This window comes from Mucilaginibacter angelicae (genome assembly GCF_042434235.1).
GTDB classification, from domain to species: Bacteria; Bacteroidota; Bacteroidia; order Sphingobacteriales; family Sphingobacteriaceae; genus Mucilaginibacter; species Mucilaginibacter angelicae.
The window spans coordinates 25902-43046 of sequence record NZ_JBHLTS010000068.1 but is presented as its reverse complement, the minus strand read 5'-3'; the positions used below and the strand labels follow the sequence as shown (position 1 = coordinate 43046).

Here is a 17145-nt window from a genome sequence, read left to right as displayed (position 1 = left end):
AACATTAGTACGTATTTCTCTCATAAAACCTTTCTGTTATTTCGACGAAACGGTTGGGGAGCGGGCGGGGAAGGTGAGGAGAAATCTTATACACCCTGCCATGAACTATGCATAACAACTCTACACGGCGTATAAGATTTCTCTTTCGCCCCGGTACTCATTCCAACACATGCTCTATCGTATATGACACTCGCTTTTATTGTGTTTCTTACAGCAAGAAAAGCCTACCCCAATATCTCCTTAATATCCTCCGCTGTAAGCGATTTGATAAAGCTTTCCTCGGTGGTGATCAAAGCTCTTGAAAGGCTCAGCTTACGTTGCTGCAGGGCCAGGATCTTTTCTTCAACCGAATCTTTGGTGATGAACTTATAGATGAATACGTTTTTGGTTTGGCCAATGCGGTGCGTACGGTCAATAGCCTGTTGTTCAACGGCCGGGTTCCACCATGGGTCGAGGATGAAAACGTAATCCGCTTCGGTGAGGTTGAGGCCTACGCCGCCTGCTTTTATCGAGATCAGGAATACACGGGTCTTTTCATCCTCCTGGAACTGCTTCACCACATCACCGCGGTTTTGGGTACTGCCATCAAGGTATACATAAGGGATGCCAACACGTTCAAAATGATCGCGGTAAATGCTAAGCTGTTTTACGAATTGTGAGAATATCAGCACTTTGTGGCCGCCGTCGAGCACGTTGTTCAGCGTGTGTACCACATCTTCAAACTTGCCGCTATCGCCTTCGTAATCTTTATCAATCATGATGGGGTGATTGGCAATTTGCCTTAGCTTGATCAACCCCTGTAATACCTGGATCTGCGTTTTGGCAAAAGTACCGTCCTCCAGGCTTTTCAACAGCTCGTTGCGGTATTCGGATTTGATCTCTTCATAAACAGAAGATTGTTCTTCGGTCATCTGGGAGTAGAAAAGGTTTTCCGTTTTTGGGGGAAGCTCTGTTGCTACCTGCTCCTTGGTGCGGCGTAACACAAAAGGCTTGATCAGGGCCTGCAGCTTGCGGGCCTTATCCTCGTCCTTTTTCTTTTCTATAGGGGTAACAAACTCGTTTTGGAAAAACTGCTGCGCACCCAGTAAACCGGGATTAATGAATGACATCTGCGTCCATAAGTCATTAACCGAATTTTCTACCGGGGTGCCGCTCAGGATCAGCTTAAAACGCGATTTGAGTTGCTTAACCGCCTGGTATGATTTTGACGACGGATTTTTGATATTCTGGCTTTCATCAAGGATCACGTAATCAAAAAAGAAATCCTTAAACATTTCAATATCAATGCGGCTAATGCCATAGGTGGTGATCACCACATCGTAATTGGCAAAAACTTCGGCACTGCGGTAGCGCATGGTGCCGGTGTGTACCATCAGCCTTAATTGCGGTGCAAACTTACGCGCCTCATTAAGCCAGTTATATATGAGCGAAGTAGGCATGATCACCAGCGAAGTGGCTTTGCCTCCCGCGTTTTCGGTATCTTCCTTGTGCTTTTGCAGTAAGGATAAAGTTTGGATGGTTTTACCTAAACCCATGTCATCGGCAAGGCAGCCGCCAAAATGGTATTGCTTTAAAAAGTGGAACCAGTTATAGCCCGCTTTTTGGTATGGCCTCAAATTGCCCTCAAAATTAACAGGCATCGGCACATCTTCAAGCTCATCAAAATTGGTAAGCTTTTGCAGTTTGCGGGTCATGGTAACGCTGGCCATTTCGCCTTCGGCCAAGTCAGTTACCAGGCCAATATGATGACGGCGAAGTTTGAGTTCATTGCTGCCTTCGGTAAAATGCAGCAGGTTGCCGTATTGTGAAAACCATTTTTCGGGGATCACGGCAATCTCGCCCGATGGTAGCGTAAATTCCTTTTTATGATTGAGGATATGATTTTTTAGCTGGATAAAAGGGATGCGGTATGGGCCGAAGCTCACCATGGCATTGATATCAAACCAGTCGTTATTTTCGGTTACTTCCAGTTCAATTTTGCTGCTGCCAAAAACGTAGCGTTTTTGCCCTTCGGGTTGTTCCAGCTCAAAGCCCTGTTCAATAAGCTGATCATGATGCTGATTAAGCCATTCAAAAACCGAAAATGAGCGATCGTCGTCATCATCATGACCGGCAACTTCAAGGTTTTGGAACAATGACGATGCTACTTTAAGGCCGAGGTGCTCCAGTTGCTGCATTTTGCCCTTTTCCCAGGTGGTTGAGCGTTTAATGCGGTGAAACAGGTAATCATCGCCGGTTTTTTCCATCCGTACAGAAATGTGCCTGCCATCGCCATAAGGAAATATATAACCGGCATATTTAAAAAACAGCTGTAATTGCGAAGTGCCCCCTTCAACATAAATTGGTTTAAGCACGGGCCGGGCATCATACTTTTCGGTATTGATAGTGAACCCTTCGGCGTAAACATTATGCTTTTCGATAAGCGGGGCAACAAACTTTTCAAAGTATGATTGCTCCGACGATTTGGGTATGGCAATAAAGCGCTTGTTCAGGAAGGGCTGTAGCTTTTTACCCTCAATCTCCTTATCAAAATAATACAGGGTATCGTCAAGCAGCATCCAGGCCGGGTGGTTGCAAATGATCTCGGCATTTTTAAACATGAACTCAATGCGCATGCCCTGGTATTTGATGGTAGGGAAATACCTGATCTCATCTTCATTACGCCTGAAGTGGAATAATACCGATGCTGCCTCAGTGGCCAGCTGGAGCTTACGTTCGCCGGGATAACCCTCCTTGCTCATCTGGTATACCTGCTTGCCGCAAAGTAATGATAAAGCCTCGGCAATCCGTTTCTCCAGTTTTGGACGGATCATATCAAACATCTGCTCGTTGAAGATCCTGGAGAAAAACTCAAACGGACGGATTGGTTTTTTATAATACCTTTTAATCACGTTGCCCTGCTCCATTTCCTCCAATAATTTAACGAGTTTGATATCCGTCTCGTCCAGAAACTCACAAAACTCTTTAGCCGTATTGGAAAATAAACGCTGATGGGTTAATGAAAATTCGCCGTTGGGGTTAAGCTGAACAATGTGAGGCTCAATTACATACGATAGGTAATCATGCTTGGCAATGGCATAAATAATTTGGCATGGTTTGGAACTATCGACGCGTAACATGTGCTTCAGGGTAAAAAATTATTTGAAGCTACATCAAGAAAAAATTCAAACGTAAATAGAATTTACTGTAATTGAAAGTGTTTTATATTAAAAAATTGTTAACACGCTGAAATTGACACGCTTTTGATAACACAGGTTGCATTTTTGACAGTTGGATTGGGCATCAATGAATATATTTATATATTCGTTGATGCCCGAACCGACAATAACGCAGAAACAGCATATCCCACAGGTTGATTATATAAGAGCAATAGCATCTTTAGCTGTTGCAGTTTTTCATTTAGGCGGAAAGAAGATTCCGATAGCTGGTTCTGTAACCGGCTACGGCTGGGCTGGTGTAGAAATGTTTTTCTTTTTATCGGGTTTCATTATTTGCTGGTCGATACCGGAAAACTATGATCTGAGCGTTGCCCGCAAATTTATAACCAAAAGGTTAATCAGAATAGAACCGCCGTATATTGCTTCAATGGCCATAGCACTAATTGTTAATATCTACTGGTTTGATCATTATAAATTTAGTTGGACGGATATTTTACTCCATTTGGCCTATTTAAATAACTTTTTCGGACACACCTATTTAAGCAGCGTTTATTGGACTTTAGGTATAGAGTTTCAGTTTTATTTGTTTATCGCTATTACTTTTCCATTCATAATAAAAAAATGGGGAGCATGGGCAGTAGTGGCATTGTGCATTCCTACAGCGTTTCTGGGTGATCATTTTGGATTACTACCCGGTGTTCTCACCTTTTTTACCTTAGGCATCTTATACTATCTGTACAGAAAAGGAATAAAAAAGCTTCCTGAAGTTTTGATATTAGGCGTTATTGTTACCGCATTGGCCATATATGAACAGACCTTAGCACACGCGCTGGGCTCTTTGTTTGCATTACTGCTGCTGATTCTGCCATTGAAAAGTAATTCAGTGGTCTCTTTTTTCTCTAAGATCTCTTTTTCCCTGTATCTCACTCACGAAATAATAGGCTTAAAAGTGGAGACTTTTATATACCTCTATTGCTCATTGCCATATGGGATGATGTCAAAAGGAATAGCGTTTGCGGGTGCCTTTATTTTCAGTATTGCTTTTGCTTATCTTTTTTACAGGTTCATTGAAGCTCCATGTTTCAGGCTTTCGAAGAAAATTAAATATCCTTCAAAAGCCTGAAAAGGGTACAACTATCTTACCAGATTTTAACTCGCTTATCCGGATCAATCCACATTTTATCACCTTTTTTAATGTGGAAAGCCTGGTAAAACTCGGGCACGTCACTAAATGGGCCGTTTACCCTTAAAAAACCGGGAGCATGTACATCCGTCAGGATCTGGTTGGCTAATGATTCGTCACGCTGCTGCCCGAGCCAGCCGAGGGCGTAGCCTAAAAAGAAACGCTGCATTGGGGTAAGGCCATCAATCAGTTTACCCTCTTTGTATTGCCGGGTTTTTTTGAATGCATCTATACCCAATACAATCCCGCCCAGATCGGCAATGTTTTCGCCTAAGGATGCTTTGCCGTTTACGTGCAGGCTGTCCAATACTACATAGTTGCTAAACTGATCGGCAAGCATATTGGCCCGTTTGGTGAATTTTGCCGAATCTGTTGGTGTCCACCAGGCCCTAAGGTTGCCTTTGGAATCAAACTGGCGGCCCTCATCGTCAAAGCCGTGTGTAATTTCATGACCAATGGTTGATGCAGCCACATAGCCATAAGCAACAGCATCATCTACCTCGTTATCTTTTACTCCAGGGATACTGAATTGTGCAGCAGGCAGGGTGATCTCATTGTTTGATGGACTATAGCTGGCGTTATAGGTTTGTGGCGTCATACCCCATTCGGTATGGTCAACCGGTTTGCCCAATTTGTTGATGTTGAACAGGTAAGTCCAGTGCCTGGCCTGCATCACATTGCCCGCATACGATTCGCGGCTGATCTCCATACTCGAAAAGTCCTTCCATTTATCAGGGTAGCCAACTTTAGGATGAATGGCGTTGAGCTTTATTAATGCTTTTTGTTTGGTTTCGGGGCTCATCCAGTCCAGCTTAGCAATATGCTCGCGGTAAGCCTGGCGTATGGCCTCAACCATATCGGTATAACGCTGCTTGGCCTCTACCGGGAAGTATTCTTTCACAAAAAGCTGTCCAAGCAGTTCTCCCATTAGGCCATTTTCGGTATCCAATACACGTTTCCAGCGGGGCAGTTGTTCCTTGCGGCCCGATATTACCTTGCCGCTGAAGCGGAAGCTTTCGGCATCGGCAGCAGTGTTGAGGTACGGAGCATATGATGAAATCAGTTTCCAGCGCAGGTAAGCTTTCCAGTCATCAACCGAAAAAGCGGCAAGCGCGGTATTAACTGCCCTGTAATATTCCGGCTGACCGACAATTACCGTATCAATAGCCTGTTTGTATTCCAGTTTGCTGAACATTACCGGCCAGTTGATGTTGGGCGTAAGCTTGCCCAACTGGGCTATAGTCATTTTGTTGTAGTTGTGGTACGGATCGCGCAGGTTTTCGAGCTTGCGGCTGCTATCGGCCAAAAACTTTTCTATTTTAAACACGCTTGCTGCGCCCTGTGTTGCCTTTTGCTCATCCCAGCCCGAAAGCTTCAGCATGGCAGGCAGGTGGTTATTCATGTAATCCGTACGTACTTTTGTGGTACGGGCATCGGTTTTAAAATAGTAATCACGGTTAGGTAAGCCAAGCCCCGACTGCCCCAGCTGCAGCATGGTTTTAACGCTGTTTTTGGCATCCTGCCGTACACCACTACCTATAATGTTGCGAGTACCGGTGGTGGTTAATATAGCGGCAGCGTTCAGGATCCCCGCTATATCAGTAGCCTGGTCAATGATATCCAGCTGTGCTTTTATCGGGTTGATTCCCTGCTTTTCAATGTTTATACTATCGAGTCCGGTATAATAGAAATCGCCTATTTTTTGGGTGGATGTGCCTTTGGGTGGATTGGCCTTCAGTGCGTCTTCATTGATCTTTTTGAGCCTGTCGCGCAGTTCTTCTGATACTACATTACCTATGCCCCAGCTTGAATATGCTGCGGGTATGGGGTTGCGTTTAAGCCAGCCGCCGTTGGCGTATTTAAAGAAATCATCGCGCGGACTTACCGATTTATCGAGGTTATCGTAAACTGGGTCGGCGGGGTTATCAGTAGTTTTTGTTTGATAGGCGCTCAGGGCAAATAAAGCCAAAGCGGCTCCGCCAAAGAGGGTTCCTTTGTAAAGTTTGGTCATGTCAACGCGTTTTAACAAATTTAATAAAAACAAAGGCCTTTAAATAAGGCCTTTGTAACATATGGGATATATTTCGGGTTAAAATATGCGGGAATCACCGGGATTGTAGATTGATTAAATAACTCATGTCATTGCGAGCGATAGCACGGCAATCTCGTCGGATGCAGAGCAGGCTTGCAGAGTTTTTATGCATAGCTATGAGATTGCCACGTCGTCCCAACGCTCTGTCCCTGCTGCTCCTCGCAATGACATTTTTTTTGAAAATACACTTACCAGATCTTCACCCTTTTATCCGGATCTATCCACATCTTATCGCCTTTTTTAATATGGAAAGCCTCATAAAACTCAGGCACATCCGTAAAAGGGCCATTAACCCGCATAAAGCCCGGGGCATGCTCATTGGTGAGGATCTGGCTTGAAAGCGATTCCTTCCTGTCCTGCGTAAGCCAGCCTAAAGAATAACCTAAAAAGTAGCGCTGCAGTGGGGTTAGGCCATTAATAAGTTTGCCTTCTTTATACTGCTGGGTTTTCTTGAATGCATCAAGACCTATTACAATCCCGCCCAAATCGGCAATGTTTTCGCCTTGGGTGGCTTTGCCGTTTACGTGTAAGCCGTAAATGCTGTATCCGTTAAACTGGTCGATAAGCATTTTAGCACGCTGGCTGAATTTTACTGAGTCCTGGGGTTTCCACCAGGCTTTCAGGTTGCCGGCGGCATCAAACTGGCGTCCCTGATCATCAAAACCGTGGGTCATTTCATGGCCTATGGTTGATGCAGCAGCGTAGCCATAAATAATGGCATCATCAATATTTTCATCCTTGTAACCGGGGATTGTAAAAATACCGGCTGGCAATACAATTTCGTTGTTCGATGGATTGTAGTAAGCATTATAGGTTTGCGGTGTAATATCCCATTCGGTACGGTCAACCGGTTGGCCCAGTTTGGCCGCACTGAAATTATGCCACCACTCATTTGCCCGCAATACGTTAAGCGCATAAGGGCCACGGTTGATCTCTAAGGTCGAAAAATCCTTCCATTTATCCGGATAACCAACTTTAGGGTTTACTTTGGATAGTTTGTAGTAAGCCTTCTCCTTGGTTTCGGGGCTCATCCAGTCCAGCTTTTCAATATGTTCTTTAAAACTGGTACGCATTTCTTCAACCAGTTTTACATAACGTTCCTTTGTTTTTTCGGGGAAATACTCTTTTACAAAGATCTGTCCCAGTACTTCACCCATCAAACCATTTTCAGTATCCAGTACCCGTTTCCAGCGTGGGAGCTGGGCAGTACTGCCCTCAATTACTTTCTCATAAAAACGGAAGATCTCCTGGTCAAAAGGTTTGCTCAGGTATGAGCCGAAAGTCGTTATCAGGTTATTACGCAGGTAGTTTTTCCAATCATCTATGGTATAAACTTTTAATGCCTTATTCAGTGCCCTGTAGTATTCAGGCTGCCCTACAATTACGGTATCGGCATTTTTGTAGTCCATCTTTTCGAAGGTGGGTTTCCAGTCGATATCCGGGGCCAGTTTGCCCAGTGCGGCAAGCGTCATTTTATTATAGTTATGATACGGATCGCGCAGGTCTTCCAGCTTGCGGCTGCTATCAGCCAAAAAAGATTCGAGCGAGTAGGTTTTTTTAGCTGCCGCTACCGCTTTATCAGCAGGTAAACCGGCCAGTTTAAACATGGTAGGTAGATATTTATTTTGATAATCGGTACGGATGGCTACGCTATGCTCATCCTTATTAAAATAATAGTCGCGGTTAGGCATACCGATGCCCGACTGGTATAAGCTCAAAGCCATTTTTGAGCTGTTTTTGGCATCCTGCCCAACATAGGCACCAATAGGCTGCGTAACGCCTATACGTTGTAAATGAGCAAACTCCTCAACCAGGCTTTTGATATCTGTTATCCGGTCAATTTTGTCCAGTTCATCCTTCAGCGGTGCAAGGCCCTGCTTTTCGATGTTTACAGTATCCATTCCGCTGAAATAGAAATCGCCTATTTTTTGGGTGTTGCTGCCTTTTGGTGCGTTGGCTTTCAGTGCGTCTTCGTTGATCTTCTTCATCCTGTCGCGCAACTCTTCCTGTACCACATTGCCGATACCCCATGAAGCATACGCCGCAGGGATAGGGTTTTTGCGCAGCCAGGTGCCGTTGGCATATTTAAAAAAGTCGTCACCTGGTTTTACGGTAGTATCCATGTTATGGATCACGGGATCGCCGGCTTCGTAAGCTTTTGTTTTGTCGTCATGGTTGCAGGCGCTCATCAAAGTGCCAAGCGTGGCTGCAATTATGAATAAGGAATGGGTTGGTTTGTTCATTTTTTAGGTGTGTGTATGAATTAAAATACAACGACTGTATGGTAAAATAGAATTTAGGACAGGGATTTTTTCTAAATATGATAATTTAATATATCCCCTGGAAAAAACCTGCTAAAGAAACATCAAAATAATAACAAATTTTACGAAGTGTTTCCAACCTGATATCAATAATACCGGATTCGAGCCGGGCAATATTTATGCGTGTTTCGTTAAAAAACTTCTCCTGGGTAACCCGGTTTTGCTTGCGTAAAGTTTTAATCTGTAAAGCAACTTTTCGTTTAAATGCACTATCGGTGTCGTTAAGGTATTCAAAATCAGTTAAAAGCATGACTGGATCGGCTTATTATATATTTTGTGTTTTTTATGTAAGCTAAAAATAAAATAACATCAATACATTTTATATGCAGATATTATTCTTTTATAAAAATGAACAACCAACGTTTAAACATGAAATATTAATGCCACAATTTTATAATTATGGCAAAAGATTTGTATATAGATACTCGCCCTGTATCATCTGTGAAAAATAAAAGATTTAGTAACATCTACCTGTGAAAAATTAAATTGAATTCTCAGACGCCCAAGTTGAGATTTTTTGTTCTTTGTTTTGGGTTTAATCAATAGTTTAAATTAATTAGGGGAAAGGGAGCTTCAAAAAAAGCTCTCTTTTTTTGTTTACAAATTTTTACTATGCATGCATAGTAATTTATATATTTAGGCTTTAATTATACCCATGTATTTTGAACTGACCGAAGAACAAAAAATGATTCGCCAGGCTGCGCGCGATTTTGCGCAAACAGAATTGAAACCTGGTGTTATTGAACGCGACGAACTGCAAAAATTTCCCGCCGAACAAATAAGGAAACTCGGTGAACTGGGTTTCCTGGGTATGATGGTATCGCCCCAATATGGCGGCGCAGGTATGGATGCAATATCATACGTGCTGGTGATGGAGGAGCTTTCCAAAATTGATGCATCCACCTCGGTAATTGTATCCGTGAATAATTCGCTGGTATGCTATGGCCTTGAAAAATATGGCAGTGAAGAACAAAAACAAAAATATTTAGTGCCGCTGGCCAAAGGCGAATGCATTGGTGCTTTTTGCCTTTCGGAACCGGAGGCGGGCTCTGATGCCACATCACAAAGTACTATAGCCATTGATATGGGCGATCATTATCTGCTTAATGGTACCAAAAACTGGATCACCAGCGGCAGTACGGCATCAACCTATATTGTAATAGCCCAAACCGATGCCGAAAAGAAACACCATGGCATCAACGCTTTTATTGTTGAAAAAGGAATGCCCGGCTTTGCGGTTGGCCCTAAAGAGAACAAGATGGGGGTAAGGGGTTCTGATACCCACTCGCTGATGTTTACCGATGTTAAAGTACCCAAAGAGAACCGTATCGGCGAAAATGGCTTTGGGTTTAAGTTTGCTATGAGCCTGCTGGAAGGCGGCCGCATAGGGATTGCTTCACAAGCTTTAGGGATCGCATCCGGGGCTTATGAACTGGCTAAGCAATATGCCAAGGACAGAAAAACTTTTGGCAAACCCCTGGCCGATCACCAGGCTATCCAGTTTAAGCTGGCCGATATGGCTACCGAAATTGAGGCGGTACGTTTGATGTGCCTTAAGGCGGCCTGGCTTAAAGATCATGGAAAACCTTATGCGCAGGCATCGTCAATGGCAAAACTATATGCATCCGAAGTGGCTATGCGTACCACTACCGAAGCGGTACAGATTCATGGCGGTTACGGTTATGTGAAGGAATATCACGTTGAACGCCTGATGCGTGATGCCAAAATCACCCAGATTTATGAGGGAACATCTGAAATTCAAAGAATTGTCATTTCGCGCACTTTGTTGAAATAACGGTACTGTTTTTATACCTTTGAAAGTATATAGATTTAGTAGACTATATATTTAAGTATGACTTTCAAAAATATCGCAGCCGGTATTTGCGGATTATTATTTCTGCAGACCGGTTTTGCTCAAACCAAACTAAAAACAGGTGTATGGCGCGGTGCGCTTAAAACTAAATCAGGCACTGAAATTCCTTTCAATTTTGAGGTTAACAACACCGGCGGTAAACCAGCTCTGGCTATTATTAACGGTGCCGAACGCTTTAAGGTAACGGATGTTGCCATCAAAGGCGATTCTGTTTTTATCCATATGCCGTTGTTCAATTCGGATTTTAAACTGAAACTTAATGGGGATAGCCTTAACGGCAACTGGGTAAGGCACCTGGCCGATAACGATCTTTTAGTTCCGTTCAGCGCGGTGCCTAATACTTCATGGCGCTTTTTCAAAAACCCCGAAAAGCCTGCATTTAATATCGGCGGTCGCTGGTCGGCAGTGTTTGGTGAGGGTGAAGGGCGCGATACAACGGTTGGCGAATTTAAACAGGATGGCGCCAAGCTTACCGGCACGTTTTTAACTACCACCGGCGATTACCGCTATCTTGAAGGCACCGTTGCCGGTAATAAGCTTTACCTGTCCTGCTTTGACGGAGGCCATGCCTATACTTTTACCGCTACTATCGGCAATGATAAAACCATAACCGACGGTAAGTTTTACGCCGGATATTCATCTGTGCAACCATGGGCTGCAGTAAAAGATGAAAACGCCAAACTGCCCGATGCTTATTCGCTTACCTCGTTAAAGCCGGGATATAAAAAAATAGCCTTCAGTTTTAAAGATCTTGACGGCAAAACCGTTTCGCTTGATGATTCGAGGTTCAAAAATAAAGTAGTGATTGTGCAGATCCTGGGTTCATGGTGCCCAAACTGTATGGACGAAACCGGCTATATGGTTAACTACTATAAAAAGTATCACAATAAAGGTGTTGAAGTAATTGGCCTGGCCTATGAACGCACCACCGATTTTGAAAAATCGAAGAAAGCGCTACAACAGGTAAAAGATCGCTTTAAAGTAACTTACCCGCTTTTGGTAACCGGTTACACCAGCGATAAAAAACAAACCGCTCAAAGCCTGCCGATGTTATCAAAAGTGGTTGGTTTTCCTACTACCATTATTATTGATAAAAACGGCGACGTGCAAAAGATCCACACAGGTTTCAGCGGCCCGGGTACCGGCGAGCATTATACTGAGTTTATCAGCGAGTTTGAAAAGTTGACGGATGATCTACTGGCAGCCCCCCCCGCCCCCTAAAGGGGGGCTTACCTTCAAGCTCCTCTTTTTATTTTTATGCATAAACAAAAAACGCATTGCCAAGGCAATGCGTTTTTTGTTATAAAGACAAGAGAAACCTTGCAAATCAAAGGCACCCCCTTTAGGGGGCGGGGGGGGCGACCTGTACGCCAAAATATTCCTCCAACTCATTCAACGTTGATGAACTTGTAGCAATATCTTTAATGATCACACCTTTTTCCATCAGCAGGATCCTGTCGCATACATCGGTGATGTGGTTAAGGTCATGGCTGGATACTATAGTGGTTACACCTTTGTTTTTGTTCAGGTCTTTCAGCAGGTTTTTAAGCCTGAACTGGGTGCTTGGGTCGATATTGGCAAAGGGCTCATCCAGCATCAGCAGTTGCGGTTCCTGTAACAGGCAGGCTGCTGCGCCAACTTTGCATTGGTTACCCTTTGAAAGATCGCGGATGTATTTACCTTTTTTAAGGATCTCACCATTAAAAAAATCAGTCAGGCCAAGCAAGATCTCGTCAACATGTGCTTTGTTGTGACCATTCAGGCCGCCGATGAAATAAAAATACTCTTCGGGCGTAAGGTAATCTATCAGGAAGCCTTCATCGAGATAAGCTGCTGTATAATCCTTCCATTTTTCGTGCCCGGCTATAACTTCGCCATTCGATAAGATCTCGCCGCTTTCGGCGCGGATCAGATCAAGCACCATACGGAACAGCGTGGTTTTGCCTGCGCCGTTATTGCCCACAAGGCCAACACTTTCGCCTTTATTAATTTGCAGGGAGGGTACATCTACAACGGTAATGCCGTTATAAATTTTTTTAAGATTTCTTACTTCAATCATGTTTATTTATTTCTGAAGCCTTCGGCAATGGTATAACGTTTTTGTATAAAATCCTCTTCCAGTTTTTTTACCCAAAAATCGCGGGTTAAAATGAATATGATCCCTGTACCGGCCAGCATAGCCAGGCCTATATCAGCATGCTTAAACAGGGCGAAGGGGAGGTAAATAATATACGGTGTGATCATCAGCGGGAACGAAATAAGCATTTGCGTAGCGCCCACGCCCTCCCAGTTAAATGACGCGCCTTTTGAAAGATCTATCCGTTTGGCATTGCGGTTGGCAAAAAACAGCACAATGGTAGTATTGATGCCGATGTTCCACAGGTACATTACGAAATGCACCAATACAATACGCCAGCCAAAATAAGCATAAGGTGTAGTAAGGATAAAAGCCACAGTTGATACCATGGTGAACAGCAAGTATTTTGCCTTAAAAAAATCACGGAAGTTAATTTTGCTTACCAAAAGACCATCGAAATGAGCGGCCTGCCAGCTAAACATAAACTGACCGTAACTAATGATGAAAATACCGGTCATAAACATCCCTACAAAAATATACCAGGGTTCGCCGTACTGACTGTTTGTGTAAAATATAAGCCCGTAAAACATAAAGAACAGCCCCATAACCAATGCAGAACGTGGCCGCTTGTTACGAAAGATCAGCTTTAGCTCATTAGCCACAAGATCACCTACTTTACCAAAACGGTTTAACAGCGGAAACTCCGTGCTGCTTTTATAAGCCGATGCCTTGCGTGAGCTTAGCTCTTCGAGGTAGAGATTTTGCTTTAAGTAGGCAAAGTTGATGTAATACATGGCCACAGCAAGCACAACCGGCAGCAATACCAACACAGGTTTGCTCAGCAAATGGCCGAAGTATAAATAAGAAATATTGCGTACCGAATACAGGTGAAAACGAAAATCGCCGGTGATAATAAGTGCCAGCGCTGCTACGAAAATCAGGAAAACCCATCCATTTAAATTAGCCTTGCGTTTAATAAATAAGGCCAGGTAATTGTTAAAAAGCATAATGCTAATAATGGCCAATATAAAGGCCAGCGCAGGTAAAGCGCCTGAATCGGTAAGGACCACCTTTAAAACAAAGGGTACAAAAAGTATAATAGGCCAAAGGTTAAAAACCGAGAGCATGGCCGTAAAAGCTAAATAGCCAACAACGGTATTGCGTTTTATAGGTAGGTGTAAATATGGCTGTACACGTAAAGTGGGCAATTCCTGAAACTGCATGCGCATGATCAGATCGAACAAAAAATAAAGCAGGATAATGCCATAAAATGAAACTACCACATCATCATGAGGAAAAGCCCAGGCCAGGATATTGTTTAAAAATAGCCCTGCAAGCAAAATACATCCAAAAAGATAAAGGATAAGCAAAGCCATTACCACGCGGATAGCAATGCTTTTCCCCGTGTTTTTTGACCGCCAGAAAGCTTTAAGTTCGTGCCTGATAAAGGTAGTGATCATAGATGTAGACAGTTAAGTGTTAAGGTATAGGTTAGTTTAAGATATACCTTTTGAAAGCGAAGCTTAAATTAGTATTTATACCTGTCGCCCCAAAGTTTTCTTAACTTTTCTTTTGATTCGTTTTCCTTTGAATTGTTACCGGGCGTATAAATTTTTGTTCCGCGGATGGCATCCGGCAGAAAATCAAGGTCGGTAAAATTGCCTTCAAAGCTGTGGGCATATTTGTAATCCTTACCATAGCCTATATTTTTCATGAACTTGGTAGGGGCATTGCGCAAATGCAGCGGCACAGGCAAATCGCCGGTTTGGCGCACCAATGCAATAGCTGCGCCAATAGCCGTGGTGGCCGAATTACTTTTGGCCGATGTTGCAAGGTAAATAGCCGTTTGCGATAAAATAAGCTGAGATTCGGGCATGCCTATTTTGTTTACAGCTTCAAAGCAGCTTTGGGCCAGCAATAACGCATTGGGGTTGGCATTGCCGATATCCTCAGATGCCAGGATCAGCATGCGCCGGGCAATGAAAAGCGGGTCTTCGCCGCCTACTATCATACGCGCCAGCCAGTAAACTGCCCCGTTAGGGTCGGAACCCCGCATGGATTTGATAAAGGCCGAAATAATATCATAATGCTGTTCGCCCGTTTTGTCATACAGGGCCATGTTTTGCTGCACGTGTTCCAGTACAACCTCATCAGTCAATACTATTTCCTGTGTATCAAAGGCGTTTACCAACAGCTCGAAAATATTGAGCAGCTTACGGGCGTCACCTCCCGAAAGGCGCAGCAATGCTTCGTAGTCTTTTATGGTGATGTTTTTATCCTGCAAAACCACATCTTCCTTCATGGCCTTGTTGAGCAGGTCGATCAGGTCGGTTTCGGAAAGGGGCTGTAAGATATAAACCTGGCAACGCGACAGTAAGGCCGAGATCACTTCAAACGACGGATTTTCGGTAGTGGCGCCTATCAGCGTAACTATGCCCCGTTCTACAGCGCCCAATAATGAATCCTGCTGCGATTTGGAAAAACGATGGATCTCATCGATAAATAATATGGGCAGTATTTCGCCCTGCTCTTTTAACAGCGATGCTTTTTCAATCACCTCCCGTACATCTTTAACACCCGAATTAATAGCACTTAAAGCAAAAAACGGGCGGTACAATGATTGTGAAATAATATATGCCAGCGTTGTTTTACCTACCCCCGGCGGCCCCCAGAATATCATCGACGGTAATGAACCCGATTCGATGGCTTTCCGTAAAACCGCACCCTGCCCAACAAGGTGTTTTTGCCCCACATAATCATTAAGCGATTTGGGGCGCATACGTTCAGCTAATGGAGGGAGGTTATTCATAAAAGTAAAATTCAGAAAAGAAAACGCTAAATCCTAAAAAAATTAGTAAAATATAACGTATCAACCCGTCATTGCGAGGTATGAAGCAATCCCCGATAGGCAAGTAACGAATTTATTGGTATCTAAAAAACATCGGCCCGCTCAATTGCCGCGGGAGGCTGTTACTTTTTCTTGATAAAAAGTAACCAAAAATCAAGTCAGCAGAAATGTTTCTTTGCCGCACAGGCCATTGCCCTGCAAAACGGTCAGAACCACGGGCTGCAATTATTTTGCCCGGCTGCGCTCGCTCGTACCCAGGCTTCTGCAAAAACTTGCTATGCCCCAGCGGCCGCACAAGGCCGCCATTGTTCTGCCCGCTTTCGCCCGAAACTTGTCTGCTGACGGAGATGAAGATGAAGATAAGCTTTCTTAGTCACTACGTTGGAACAAAAAAAGGCTGCCTCCATTACGGAAGCAGCCTTCATAATATAATTGAATTTTTATTAAATTACTGTTGGTTAGGGTTTTGATCGCTGTTGTTATCTTCAGGATCGTCTGACGGGGTACCTACAATTTTGTAGCTTTTGTTGTCGCCGTTTTGGATTTCCTGGTAGTAATAACCATCAGGTGATACAAACAGCTTTTCGCCATTGATCTTGATCTTCCTGCAATCGGCTGGTAACTGAGTTACAATGTCTCCGATTTGCGGGCCCTGGTCTACATTACTGCCATCGCCATTACCCTGATCTGTATTTAACTCGCCGTCTTTACCCGCAATAACGTAAACAGTTGAGCCGTCATCTTTGGTATATGGCTGGTAGTAAACACCGTTTAATTCGTAGTACTGCTCGCCATTAATCATGATTGACTGAGCACCTGATGGCAATGTTTTTATCTCGGCACCTATTGGCGGCTCAACAACAGTGTATTGATCGTTATATTGACGATAGTACAAACCATCGCTGTAGTAATATTGGTAATCGCCCCACCAGAAAGGATAGTATCCATAAGGTAAGAAACCTATGCTAAAGCCCAAACGTGGATAATAGAACGAATTGTAATAGTTATGGTATGGATAATAGTAGTGGCTGCCAAAGTAACCGCCACGGCCACCATAGTGGTAAGTGCCCGGATAAACCCTGCGACCGCCAGCACCATAGCTGACACCACCCCTGTAATAAGTACCGCGACCGCCGTTATAAACGCGCCTGTCTACAGTAGTATAGCTGCGGCTGCCGTTATAAACACGGGCAGTGTTGCCGTAGCTGCGTTGTGGCGCTATAGCTGTGCCATTTGGCCTGATACCGCCATAGCTGCGTTGAGAACCCACACTGCTGCGTGAATCTGTACCATAGCTCCGTGTTGGAGCAGCTATAGCAGTACGTGTACCACCACTAAATGAAGTTGACGGACGGGAAAAACTGCCACCAGAAGAACGGGAAACACTACCGCCTCCGCCACCACCACCTGACGATCTTGAGCCGCCTCCGCCGCCACCACCGCCTCCGCGAGAACCGCCTCCACGTTGTGCATCAGCATTAAATGCCAGGGATAAGCTCAACAAGCCCCCTAATGCAATTGTTAATAGATTTTTATATGTCCTTTTCATGATGAAAGATTTTTAACTGATCAGCACGGTATTTTTTGCTGATA

11 protein-coding genes are annotated in these 17145 nt (G+C 44.0%); 3 read left to right on the top strand and 8 right to left on the bottom strand.

Annotated elements, in window-relative coordinates:
• Window positions 1-224: 224 nt before the first annotated feature.
• Window positions 225-3119: a DEAD/DEAH box helicase gene (locus ACFFGT_RS21795; protein WP_377024626.1), complete on the bottom strand. Its 2895-nt coding sequence runs from the start codon at window positions 3117-3119 to the stop codon at window positions 225-227.
• Between the two features lie 166 nt (window positions 3120-3285).
• Here ACFFGT_RS21795 and ACFFGT_RS21790 point away from each other — a divergent pair, with 166 nt between their 5' ends.
• Window positions 3286-4281, top strand: coding sequence for an acyltransferase family protein (locus tag ACFFGT_RS21790; RefSeq protein WP_377024625.1), 996 nt, complete (start codon window positions 3286-3288; stop codon window positions 4279-4281).
• 16 nt (window positions 4282-4297) lie between these two features.
• On the opposite strand, the gene ACFFGT_RS21785 is transcribed toward ACFFGT_RS21790, so the two are convergent.
• The 3 genes from ACFFGT_RS21785 to ACFFGT_RS21775 all read right to left on the bottom strand — a co-directional run bounded on the left by ACFFGT_RS21785 (window position 4298) and on the right by ACFFGT_RS21775 (window position 9004).
• On the bottom strand, window positions 4298-6352 hold the full coding sequence (locus ACFFGT_RS21785; protein WP_377024624.1) for a M13 family metallopeptidase: 2055 nt from the start codon (window positions 6350-6352) through the stop codon (window positions 4298-4300).
• A 269-nt stretch (window positions 6353-6621) separates the two neighbouring features.
• Window positions 6622-8676: a M13 family metallopeptidase gene (locus ACFFGT_RS21780; protein ID WP_377024623.1), complete on the bottom strand. Its 2055-nt coding sequence runs from the start codon at window positions 8674-8676 to the stop codon at window positions 6622-6624.
• Window positions 8677-8761: 85 nt separating this feature from the next.
• Complete coding sequence (locus ACFFGT_RS21775; protein WP_377024622.1) at window positions 8762-9004, bottom strand: helix-turn-helix domain-containing protein; 243 nt, start codon at window positions 9002-9004, stop codon at window positions 8762-8764.
• 405 nt (window positions 9005-9409) lie between these two features.
• On the opposite strand from ACFFGT_RS21775, the gene ACFFGT_RS21770 reads away from it, so the two are divergent.
• Both ACFFGT_RS21770 and ACFFGT_RS21765 read left to right on the top strand, forming a co-directional pair.
• Window positions 9410-10549: an acyl-CoA dehydrogenase gene (locus ACFFGT_RS21770; RefSeq protein WP_377024621.1), complete on the top strand. Its 1140-nt coding sequence runs from the start codon at window positions 9410-9412 to the stop codon at window positions 10547-10549.
• A 57-nt stretch (window positions 10550-10606) separates the two neighbouring features.
• Window positions 10607-11848 (top strand): peroxiredoxin family protein, encoded by a 1242-nt coding sequence (locus tag ACFFGT_RS21765; RefSeq protein WP_377024620.1) that lies wholly within the window; start codon window positions 10607-10609, stop codon window positions 11846-11848.
• A gap of 121 nt (window positions 11849-11969) precedes the next feature.
• Here the strand turns inward: ACFFGT_RS21765 and ACFFGT_RS21760 are convergent, their stop codons facing one another.
• From ACFFGT_RS21760 to ACFFGT_RS21745, 4 genes are all read right to left on the bottom strand, one after another.
• Window positions 11970-12686, bottom strand: a complete 717-nt coding sequence (locus tag ACFFGT_RS21760; RefSeq protein ID WP_377024619.1) for an ABC transporter ATP-binding protein — start codon at window positions 12684-12686, stop codon at window positions 11970-11972.
• 2 nt (window positions 12687-12688) lie between these two features.
• Window positions 12689-14164 (bottom strand): DUF5687 family protein, encoded by a 1476-nt coding sequence (locus ACFFGT_RS21755; RefSeq protein WP_377024618.1) that lies wholly within the window; start codon window positions 14162-14164, stop codon window positions 12689-12691.
• Window positions 14165-14232: 68 nt separating this feature from the next.
• Window positions 14233-15513 (bottom strand): replication-associated recombination protein A, encoded by a 1281-nt coding sequence (locus ACFFGT_RS21750; protein WP_377024617.1) that lies wholly within the window; start codon window positions 15511-15513, stop codon window positions 14233-14235.
• A gap of 487 nt (window positions 15514-16000) precedes the next feature.
• On the bottom strand, window positions 16001-17101 hold the full coding sequence (locus tag ACFFGT_RS21745) for a DUF6515 family protein (protein ID WP_377024616.1): 1101 nt from the start codon (window positions 17099-17101) through the stop codon (window positions 16001-16003).
• Window positions 17102-17145: the final 44 nt, after the last annotated feature.

Coding starts and splice junctions, on each gene's coding strand:
- ACFFGT_RS21755 (WP_377024618.1), bottom strand. CDS start 14,164: ATGATCACTACCTTTATCAGGCACGAACTTAAAGCTTTCTGGCGGTCA.
- ACFFGT_RS21765 (WP_377024620.1), top strand. CDS start 10,607: ATGACTTTCAAAAATATCGCAGCCGGTATTTGCGGATTATTATTTCTG.
- ACFFGT_RS21790 (WP_377024625.1), top strand. CDS start 3,286: ATGAATATATTTATATATTCGTTGATGCCCGAACCGACAATAACGCAG.
- ACFFGT_RS21770 (WP_377024621.1), top strand. CDS start 9,410: ATGTATTTTGAACTGACCGAAGAACAAAAAATGATTCGCCAGGCTGCG.
- ACFFGT_RS21745 (WP_377024616.1), bottom strand. CDS start 17,101: ATGAAAAGGACATATAAAAATCTATTAACAATTGCATTAGGGGGCTTG.
- ACFFGT_RS21750 (WP_377024617.1), bottom strand. CDS start 15,513: ATGAATAACCTCCCTCCATTAGCTGAACGTATGCGCCCCAAATCGCTT.
- ACFFGT_RS21760 (WP_377024619.1), bottom strand. CDS start 12,686: ATGATTGAAGTAAGAAATCTTAAAAAAATTTATAACGGCATTACCGTT.
- ACFFGT_RS21795 (WP_377024626.1), bottom strand. CDS start 3,119: ATGTTACGCGTCGATAGTTCCAAACCATGCCAAATTATTTATGCCATT.
- ACFFGT_RS21785 (WP_377024624.1), bottom strand. CDS start 6,352: ATGACCAAACTTTACAAAGGAACCCTCTTTGGCGGAGCCGCTTTGGCT.
- ACFFGT_RS21775 (WP_377024622.1), bottom strand. CDS start 9,004: ATGCTTTTAACTGATTTTGAATACCTTAACGACACCGATAGTGCATTT.
- ACFFGT_RS21780 (WP_377024623.1), bottom strand. CDS start 8,676: ATGAACAAACCAACCCATTCCTTATTCATAATTGCAGCCACGCTTGGC.